Origin of the sequence: Bacteroides caecigallinarum (assembly GCF_021530995.1) — a bacterium.
Taxonomy (GTDB): domain Bacteria; phylum Bacteroidota; class Bacteroidia; order Bacteroidales; family Bacteroidaceae; genus Phocaeicola; species Phocaeicola faecigallinarum.
In genome coordinates, this window is the sequence record NZ_JADYTF010000256.1 from 1 (window position 1) to 896 (window position 896).

Annotated in this window: 1 protein-coding gene; it reads left to right on the top strand. The window is 33.6% G+C overall.

Annotation, left to right across the window (positions count from 1 at the left end; all coding sequences use genetic code 11):
• Window positions 1-69: 69 nt before the first annotated feature.
• The coding region (locus I6E24_RS16460) for a glycosyltransferase (protein WP_235329787.1) at window positions 70-896 on the top strand (827 nt) is incomplete at its 3' end.

The following is an 896-nucleotide window of genomic DNA, read 5'->3' on the forward strand; positions in this document are numbered from 1 at the left end:
TAAGTATGGTTACAGTGGTAATGGCTATATAATTCATCAGGGACATTAGCAAGAGCTATAGAGTCTGTAATAAATCAATCATATGAAGATTGGTTGATGATATGTGTAGATGACGGTTCTATGGATAATTCATTGGAAATACTGAAAAGTTATGCTCAAAACAATCAAAGAATTACAGTCTTGTCACAAAAGAATGGTGGACCTGCTGCAGCCAGAGCTGCAGCTTACCAAATAGTAAAGACTCCATATGTGACATTTTTAGATTCAGACGATTTATTTAGTTCGGATCTTTTGTCCAGTCTGATGGATTGTGCAAATAGAACGGATGCTGATACAATAATACCTAATGTGTTATGTGAACATCTGGATGGCTCTTTTATGAACTGGAATATTGCTTACGGTATATCTGAAGGTACAGAAACAACAGGTGAAGAATGCTTCAGTAAAACATTCATACAGCCAACCATTCACGGATATAATATGTGGAAGACAGACCTGATAAAGCGGTTTGCTTTAAATAAAAACGCTACATACAATAATATGAATGCGGATGAATACATACAAAGATTATTATTGTTAAACAGCAGCAAAGTGGCTTTTTCTGGCGGAACGTATTACTACAAATGTAATATGCAGAGTATTACTAAGGGGTTTACTATACGTCAATTGGGTTATCTGGAAACTTGCCTTAAATTTATTGATCTTATTGAAGAATATCATTTGACAGAGCCTGTCTCATCTATAATAAAGGAATACTATTTCAGACATATTATACATTTACAGATTCGACTATATAAAGATGGAAATTCTCTATCAAAAAAAGATTATGAGACTATGAGGTCAACTATAAAAGAAGCTTATTTTCAAGCAATGGCCTATAAAGGTGATTTTCATTT